Source organism: Thiobacillus sp., from assembly GCF_024708915.1.
This window is the reverse complement of the sequence record NZ_JANJXQ010000254.1, coordinates 1-8,203: the sequence shown is the minus strand read 5'-3', so window position 1 is coordinate 8,203 and position 8,203 is coordinate 1. Positions and strand designations below refer to the sequence as shown.

Below are 8,203 nucleotides of genomic sequence, written 5' to 3'. Positions count from 1 at the left end.
TTCTCCACCCAGAAGCCGGCGGCGCCGCGCGAGTAGTCGCCGGTGACCATGTTGGCGCCGTGGCCGAGCAGTTCGGTGACCAACAGCCCGGTGCCCATTTGTTTGAGCAAACCGTCGAGGTCATGCTCGCCGGGCGTGACGATGAGGTTGTGGCTGCCGCCGGCGTTGCCGGTGGTCTTCATGCCGAGCTTCTTCGCCGAGTAGCTCGACAGGAAATAGCCCTGCAGCACGCCGTCCCTGACCACGTCGCGATCCATGCAGGCGACACCTTCGCTGTCGAACGGCGCGCTGCCGAGGCCGCCGGGAATGAAGGGCTGCTCGCGGATGCTCACCAGCGGCGCGAACACCGGCTTGCCGAGGCTGTCGAGCAGGAACGACGACTTGCGGTAGAGGCTGCCGCCGGAGACGGCGGCGACGAAGTTGCCGATCAGGCCGGTGGCGATTTGCGCCTCGAACAGCACCGGACAGGTGCGGGTGTCGAGCTTGCGGCCGTTCAGCCGGCGCACGGTGCGGGTGCCGGCAATGCGGCCGACGCTTTCGGCAGAGTCCAGTTCGGCGGCATTGCGCGCGCTGGTGTACCAGTAATCGCGCTGCATCGCGCCCTTGTCCTCGCCGATCACCGCGACCGACATGCCGTGGCGCGAACCGGCGTAGCCGTTGCAGAAGCCGAGGCTGTTGGCATAGATGAACTGCGAGGTGTGCAGGCTGACGCCGGCGCCTTCCGAGTTGGTCAGCCGCTTGTCCACCGCCAGCGCCGCAGCCTCGCAGGCGCGGGCGCGTTCGGCTGCCTCTTCCACGCTGAGCGCCCACGGATGGTAGAGGTCGAGGTCGGGCACATCCTTCGCCAGCCGGTCGGCGTCGGGCAGGCCGGCCGCTTCGTCCTCGGCGGTATAGCGGGCGATGGTCAGTGCCTTTTCCACCGCGCTTTTCAGTGCCGCTTCCGACAGGTCCGAGGTCGAGGCATGGCCGCGCCGCTGGCCGATATAGACGGTGACGCCGGCACCCTTGTCCTTGTTGTATTCGATGGTCTCGATTTCGCCCTGGCGCACGCTGACGTTCTGGCCGACGCCTTCGGAAATCTCGGTGTCGGCGGCGGTGGCGCCCTGTTTGGCTGCATGTTCGATGACGATCCGGGACAGGGCCATGAGCTGGTCGCGGGTATAGCTGAATTGGGAGCGGGGCATGTCGGAATTTACAAAGGAAGTGGGGGGCGCGAATACGTTTTGTATGGGCTGAAACTACAATGACGATAATAACAGCAACCGAAAGCCCCACCGTGCGCCTGATCGACCCCGATGCCGAACTGGAATTCGACCCCGACGATGTCTACGACGGCCCCAGCAAGAGCCACAAGAAACGCGAAGTCGAAGCCCTGCAGGTGCTGGGTGAAATCCTGGTCAAGCTGCCCGACGCGCAGTTCAAGCGCATCGAACTGCCGGAAGAACTGCGCGAGGCGGTGGCCGCCTGCCGCAAGATCACCCAGAACGGCGCGTTGCGGCGGCAAAAACAATACATCGGCAAACTGATGCGGGCAGTCGACCCGGCGCCGATCCAGGCGCAGATCGACGCCTTCAACGGCGTGTCCGCGGCGGAAAACGCCAGGCTGCACCAGGCCGAGAAATGGCGCGAGAAGCTCATCGCCGACAACGAGGCGCTGACGCTGTTTCTCGACAAGCATCCGGATACCGATGCCACGCATCTGCGGCAGCTGATCCGCAATGCGCGCGACGAGGCCGCGCGCAACAAGCCGCCCAAGGCCTTCCGGGAAATCTTCCGGGTGATCCGCGAGGCCATGCAAAAAACGGATTGATCCGCGAAGTGCGCGAAGAGACGCGAAGGAAAATATCGAGGGACGTTTTTCGTGTTCCTTCGCGCACTTCGTGGATAAAGAGGTTTGAACCGGGAGACAGCCATGTGGGGCCGCATCGTCAAAATTGCATTGAGCCTGCCGTTTTTGATCGTCGCCGGGCTGTTCGGCCTGTACCTGGTGTTCGGTTTTTTCCTGGTGGACCCGCTGGCCAAAAAGCTGCTGCCCTGGGTCGGCGAAAACAAGCTTGCAAGCCGGCTGAGCGTGCAACAGGTCAAGTTCAATCCGCTCACCCTCGAAGCCACGGTGGACGGCCTCAAGCTGGCCGAGATGAACGGCGCGCCGCTGGCCGGTTTCGACCGGCTCTACGTCAACCTCGACAGCGTCGGGCTGTTCCGCTGGGCCTGGCGCATCCGCGACGTTCAGCTCGAACGGCCGCGCGCCATCCTGACGGTGCAGCCCGGCGGCAAGCTGAACTGGGCGGCGCTGATCGCCAAGCTCAATGAAAACAAGGAGCCGCCGTCCGATACCCTGGCGCGGGTACTGATCGATCGCATCAAGATCGACAACGGCAATATCGAATACACCGATGCCGATCGCACCGGCGCCCCCTTCAAGGCGGCGCTGCAACCGCTCGGCATCGAGCTCGAAGGCCTGTCCACGCTGCCCGAGGACAGGGGCGATTACCTGATCGCGGCCAAACTGCCGGAACAGGGCGGCACGCTCAAATGGAAAGGCGACGTCAGCTTGAACCCTGTCGCATCGAGCGGAGAGCTCGGGCTGCAGGGGGTGCAGCTGGGCAATCTGCTGCGGGTGGTCAAGAGCCCGCGCAATTTCGAACTGCCGTCCGGCACGCTCGCTGCAGGCTTGCGCTACCGCTTCGCCATGGTGCGCGACAAAACCGGCACGGACGTGCCCTGGGTGCAGATCAACGGCGCCAACCTGGTCGTGCAGAACCTGGCGCTGGCGCCACGCGGCGAAGAATCGCATGCGCCGCTGCTGGAGCTCGCCGAGGCGCGCGTCGGCAACGCCAACCTCGACCTGGCCACGCGCCGCATCGAGGTGACGAGCGTCAGCCTGTCCGGCGGCAAGCTTACGGCGACGCGCGACCTCAAGGGCACGCTGGACTGGCAGACCCTGTTCGCTGCGGGCGAGGACGCTGCCGCGCCCAGGCCAGCGGCAGCCAAACCGGCGGCAGCCGAAACCGCCGCGCCGTCGCTCCCGTGGAAAATCGACGTGCGTGAAATCAGGCTGGCCGAGTGGACGGCGCGTTTCACCGACCGGAGCTTTGCCGCGCCGCTCGGCGTGAGCGCCGAGGGTTTCGGCCTGACTGCGGCGTTGACGGGCGAGGTGGGAGCAGCGGCCGCCATCGACGTCGGCCCGGTCAACGCAGCGCTGGGCCCGCTGCGGGTGCAGTCGGGGGCGCAGCAGGTGGCGGAATTGCAGCGTGCGGCACTGGTCAACGCGCGGCTGAAGCTGGCGGAAAACCGGCTCGCCATCGAGGCGGTGGAACTCGGCGGCGTAAAAACCAGCGTGGCGCTGGACAAGCGCAAGACCCTCAACTGGACCGAAATCCTGAAGCCGGCGTCCGGCGCGCCTGCCGCAGCGACGGCCAAGGCGGAAACCGCGACGGCCCCGCCCATGGACGTGCAGCTCGCGCGCCTCAGCCTCGACGGCATTGAAGTCGGCATCGTCGACCAGTCGCCCGATGCGCCGGTCAGGCTCGATGTCGCCAGGGGCTTCGTCGCCCTGCAGGATCTCAGTCTCGACATGAACCAGGCGGTGCCCCTGCAAGCCGGCTTCGCGCTCAGGCAGGGCGGCCGTTTCGAGGCCAGCGGCACGGTCGTTCCGGGCAAGACGTCGGGCCGGCTCGACCTCAGGCTGGCCGGGCTGTCGCTGCAGCCCTTTGCGCCCTACGTCAACCAAGCGGCCAGGCTCAAGCTGCATTCGGGCGTGGCGTCGACCCGCGGCAGGCTGACGTTCGCGCAGGCGAAATCGGGCATGGCGCTGGGTTTCGACGGCGGCTTCGCGGTCGACGATCTCGCCATCACCGAAGAGGAAACCGAAGAGGCTTTCCTCGGCTGGAAGAAACTGTCGTCCGACAGCCTCGAACTCAGGCTCAACCCCGACCGCCTGCACATGAACGAGCTGGTGGCGCTGAATCCCTTCGGCAAGGTCATCATTTTCGAGGACAAGTCGATCAACCTGCAGCGTATCCTGCGCACGCCGGCGCAGGCGCCGCCCGCCGCGGCACCCGCAAAGCCACAACCGGCACCCCAGCCGGCCGCGTTTCCGCTGGCCGTCGAACGTCTGCGCATCGTTGGTGCGAATGCGGAATTCGCCGACCTTTCGCTGACGCCGCAGTTCGGCACCCGCATGCACGATCTCGGCGGCGTGGTGACCGGGCTGTCCACCGATCCGGCGACACTGGCGCTGGTGGAACTCGACGGCAAGGTCGACGAGTTCGGCTCGGCACGGGTGCGCGGCTCGATCCAGCCGTTCAGGGCGACCGATTTCACCGACCTGAAGCTGACGTTCCGCAATCTGGAAATGACCAACATGACGCCGTATTCGGGCAAGTTCGCCGGACGCCGGATCGATTCCGGCAAGCTCTCGGTCGACCTCGAATACAAGATCGAGCAGCGCCAGATGGCGGGCGAAAACAAGTTCGTGATCAACAAGCTCAAGCTCGGCGAACGCGTCGACAGTCCCGACGCGATGAAGCTGCCGCTCGATCTGGCGATCGCCCTGCTGGAAGACAGCGAAGGCATTATCGACCTCGACCTGCCGGTGACCGGCAGTCTCGATGACCCGGAGTTCAGCTACGGCAAGATCATCTGGAAAGCCGTCGTCAACGTGCTGACCAAGCTGGTGACCGCGCCTTTTCGCGCGCTCGGCAGCCTGCTGGGGATCAGTTCCGACAAGCTCGAAGCCGTCGAATTCGATTTCGGCACGGCCACCCTGCTGCCGCCGGAACAGGAGAAGCTCAAGGCGGTCGGCCAGGCGCTGGCCAAACGGCCGCAGCTCGCGCTGTCGATCGCACCGGCATACGAGGTGAAAGGCGATACGCGCGCGATCCAGGAATTGTGGATCCGCCGCGATGTCGCACAGCGCATGGGGCTGAAAATCGATCCCGACAACGAGCCCGGCCCCGTCGACACCACCAACCCGCGCGCGCAGAAAGCGCTGGAAGAGCTGTACGGCGAGCGTTTCGGCAAGCAGGGCGGGGTGAAGGCGATCAAGGCCGAATACGCGAAGGCCAAAGACGCCAAGCCGTCGTTGCATGCCGCCATGCTGGAGCGCCTGACCCTGCAAATTCCGGTGACCGAGGCCGAACTGCAGCGGCTGGCGCAGGCGCGCGGCGAGGCGGCGAAGCAGACGCTGATCGCGCTGGGGCAGGTGGATGCCGCCAAGATCAGCGTGGGCGAAGCGGTGAAAAACGCGGATGGCGGCAAGCTGGTCGCCAGCAAGATGAACCTGGAGGCAGGCAAAAAATCTGCGCCTGCGCCCGCATCGCCGGCCGAACCTGCCACACCCGTAGCGCCGGTGGCGCCCGCTGCGTCCGCCCTGCCATGACTTTTCGCCGACTGCGCATTCTGCTGCTGCTGGGGGTGCTGGCCGCGGCGATCGGCTTCACCTGGCTGGAACAATCCATGGTGCGCGCCTGGCGGGCGCCGCTGGATGTGGCCGTGGTCCCGATCAACGGCGACGGCTCGGCGCAGGCGGCGCAGACGATCCGTACCCTGCGGGCGAGCGACTTTGACGACATCAATGCGTTTCTCGAACGCGAAACGGCGCGCTACGGCGCGAAGCAGTCGCCGGCGATGCAAGTCAGCCTGCTGCCGGAACTGCAGGAAAAACCGCCTGCGCCGCCGCGCGACGGCAGCGTGCTGAAAACCGTGTTCTGGAGTTTGAAGCTGCGCGGGTGGGTGTATCGGCAGTCGGGGCAGTGGCTGCCGCAGCTCGGAAAGATCAAGCTGTTCGTGCTGTACCACGCGCCGCGCGACGGCATCGCGCTGGACCATTCGCTGGGTTTGCGGAAAGGCCTGATCGGCGTGGTGCATGCCTTTGCGGACCCCCGCCAGACGCGCCAGAACAATATCGTGATCGCCCACGAACTGTTGCATACCCTAGGCGCGACCGACAAATACGACGCCGAGGGCCGGCCGGTTTATCCGCAAGGTTACGCCGAACCCGGGCTGCCGCAGCCGGTGCCGCGCCAACAGGCCGAAATCATGGCCGGCCGGCTGGTCAATGGCGCCGGGCAGCTGGTGATGCCGCCCAGCCTGGAACAGTGCGTGATCGGCGCCATGACCGCGCGCGAAATCAATTTCGACGCAGGCTTCAGGCGGCGTTTTGCCTCAGCCGACTGAGGCGGAACGCCGCCGTTCGAGGCGCGCCAGACCGTAGTGGATGAACGCCAGCGCGGCGAGCACCGGGCCGAACAGGTTGAGCAGGGGAACAAACTGCACCAGTCCGGTCAGCAGCCCCAATCCCCACCAGCCGGGGCGGTCGCTCTTGAACAGCGCCGCCATTTCGTCGGCGCTGGCATGTTCGGCGATGGCGTCGTAACGGAACAGACGCTGGTTCAGATACGCCGCGGCGACGAAGGGTACGATCACGCCGACGCCGACCAGCCACAGCGGCAGGGTGGCCACCCACAAGGCAACAAACAGCACGACGGCGACCGCCGCATTCCACAGGCTGCCGACCAGGCCGCCGCCGTTTTCGCGTTTGAGCCCGGGATAGTCGCGTTCGGCCACCAGGCGAATCAGCGCAGGCATGGCGAACAGCGCGGTGATGACGAGCGCGGTCAGCAGTACCAGTGGCACGAACAGCATCAGGTGCAGCAGCGCCTGAATGCCGTGGGCGATCCATACCGGTTCGAGTTCGGCCAGCCAGGCCTGGATGCCGATGGCGTCGAGTCCCTGCGCAATCCAGCCGGAGAAGGTGTGCCAGAAGGTCACGCCCAATGCCAGCCACAGCAGCGCCGCGACCAGCATCGGCCACACCACCACCCACAGCACGCGCAGGCTGAACAGGTCGCGCAGCGCCCGTGCCAGCGCATCGAGGATGCCGGTCATGGGCGCGGCCGCAGTGCGGATTTGGGGCGGAATACCGCCACGGTGCCGGGCTGCGTTTCGAGGTAGGGCCCGCCGATCAGGTCGATGCAGTAGGGCACCGCGGCGAACACGCCGTCGAGCGTTTCCTTGATCGCCTTGGGCTGCCCCGGCAGGTTGACGATCAGGCTGGCGCCGCGGGTGACGCCCACCTGGCGCGACAGGATGGCGGTCGGCACATACTTCAGCGATACCGCGCGCATCGCCTCGCCGAAGCCGGGCAACACCTTGTGCGCCACCGCCAGCGTCGCCTCCGGGGTGACGTCGCGCAGCGCCGGGCCGGTGCCGCCGGTGGTCAGGATGAGCGAACAGCGCTCGATGTCGGCCAACTCGACCAGCGCCGCCTCGATCAGCGTCTGTTCGTCGGGGATCAGCCGGGTGACGAATTCGGCGGAATTGGCCAGCACTTCGCCGAACCAGGCCTTGAGCGCGGGCAGGCCTTGGTCTTCGTACGCGCCACTGCTGGCGCGGTCGCTGACGGAAACCAGGCCGATGCGAACGGAATCGTGAGTCATGTGGTCAGAAAAGAGGATTGCAGGAGTGGCTGAATTTATCAGAATGGTGGCATTGTGGCTGAAGGAGAACGGGATGAACCTGATCAAGATTGTGGTGGCGGCAAGCTGTTTGTGGGCGTCTGCGGTGTTGGCCGATCCGCCGCCGGGCTATCCGTTCGTCGGCTACGACGCTGGCCTTGCGGCCGCACGCGCAAGCGGCAAGCCGATTTTCCTGTACTTCGGGCGCTACGGCTGCGCGTGGTGCGACCATACCAACAAGAAGACGTTTTCCGACGCCGCGCTGAAAAAGCTGTACACCGCTAATTACGAGCTGGTGTATGTCGACGCCGAATCGGGGAAACGGCTGACGCTGCCTTCCGGCGAGCGCATCACCGAAGCCGAACTGGGCACGCGGCTGAAGGCCTTCGCCACGCCGTTGTTCGTCTACCTGACCCCGCAGGGCGACAAGATCGTGCAGATCCCCGGCTTCAAGACGGTGCAGGATTTCCGCGATTACGACCGCTATGTGCGCGGCGGCCATTACAAGCAGAAGACCCTGCTCGAGTTTCTGGGCAGCAAGTCGTGAGGACGGCGGCGTTGTTGCTGGCCATGCTGGCGTTGCCGGCGCAGGCCGCGTGGGAGTGGAGCGAGGCGGTGACGGTCAATTCGGTTCAGGGGGCGGCGATCTTTCCCCATCTGGAATCGGCCAACCGTCAGGGCGTGGCGGTGTCGGGCGATAGCGTGGGCGTGGTGTGGGAAGACAACCGCGATGGCACGCCGCA

General features: G+C 65.8%; 7 protein-coding genes and 1 pseudogene. 5 read left to right on the top strand and 3 right to left on the bottom strand.

What is annotated here, in order from left to right:
• Positions 1–1,184: metalloprotease PmbA (gene pmbA, locus Q0L94_RS17090; protein ID WP_296755728.1), on the bottom strand; the 1,184-nt coding region annotated here is incomplete at its 3' end.
• 59 nt (positions 1,185–1,243) lie between these two features.
• Here pmbA and yjgA point away from each other — a divergent pair.
• The 3 genes from yjgA to Q0L94_RS17075 all read left to right on the top strand — a co-directional run bounded on the left by yjgA (position 1,244) and on the right by Q0L94_RS17075 (position 6,180).
• The gene (yjgA, locus tag Q0L94_RS17085) at positions 1,244–1,810 is read left to right on the top strand and encodes a ribosome biogenesis factor YjgA (protein WP_296755725.1); all 567 of its coding nucleotides are present in this window, start codon (positions 1,244–1,246) and stop codon (positions 1,808–1,810) included.
• A gap of 102 nt (positions 1,811–1,912) precedes the next feature.
• The gene (locus tag Q0L94_RS17080; RefSeq protein WP_296755723.1) at positions 1,913–5,383 is read left to right on the top strand and encodes a DUF748 domain-containing protein; all 3,471 of its coding nucleotides are present in this window, start codon (positions 1,913–1,915) and stop codon (positions 5,381–5,383) included.
• Positions 5,380–6,180: a hypothetical protein gene (locus tag Q0L94_RS17075; RefSeq protein WP_296755721.1), complete on the top strand. Its 801-nt coding sequence runs from the start codon at positions 5,380–5,382 to the stop codon at positions 6,178–6,180. The genes Q0L94_RS17080 and Q0L94_RS17075 overlap by 4 nt, the downstream gene beginning before the upstream one ends.
• On the opposite strand, the gene Q0L94_RS17070 is transcribed toward Q0L94_RS17075, so the two are convergent.
• Both Q0L94_RS17070 and mog read right to left on the bottom strand, forming a co-directional pair.
• Positions 6,169–6,891 carry an EI24 domain-containing protein gene (locus Q0L94_RS17070; protein ID WP_296755719.1) on the bottom strand — a complete coding sequence of 241 codons (723 nt, stop codon included), beginning with the start codon at positions 6,889–6,891 and terminating at the stop codon, positions 6,169–6,171. The genes Q0L94_RS17075 and Q0L94_RS17070 overlap by 12 nt on opposite strands.
• A complete protein-coding gene (gene mog / locus Q0L94_RS17065) occupies positions 6,888–7,442 on the bottom strand; it encodes a molybdopterin adenylyltransferase (protein WP_296755715.1) in 555 nt (184 codons plus the stop codon). The genes Q0L94_RS17070 and mog overlap by 4 nt, the downstream gene beginning before the upstream one ends.
• A 25-nt stretch (positions 7,443–7,467) precedes the next feature.
• Here mog and Q0L94_RS17060 point away from each other — a divergent pair, with 25 nt between their 5' ends.
• Both Q0L94_RS17060 and Q0L94_RS17055 read left to right on the top strand, forming a co-directional pair.
• A complete protein-coding gene (locus Q0L94_RS17060) occupies positions 7,468–8,007 on the top strand; it encodes a thioredoxin fold domain-containing protein (RefSeq protein WP_296755712.1) in 540 nt (179 codons plus the stop codon).
• Positions 8,008–8,018: 11 nt separating this feature from the next.
• A pseudogene (locus Q0L94_RS17055) lies at positions 8,019–8,203 on the top strand (hypothetical protein); the annotation flags it as partial.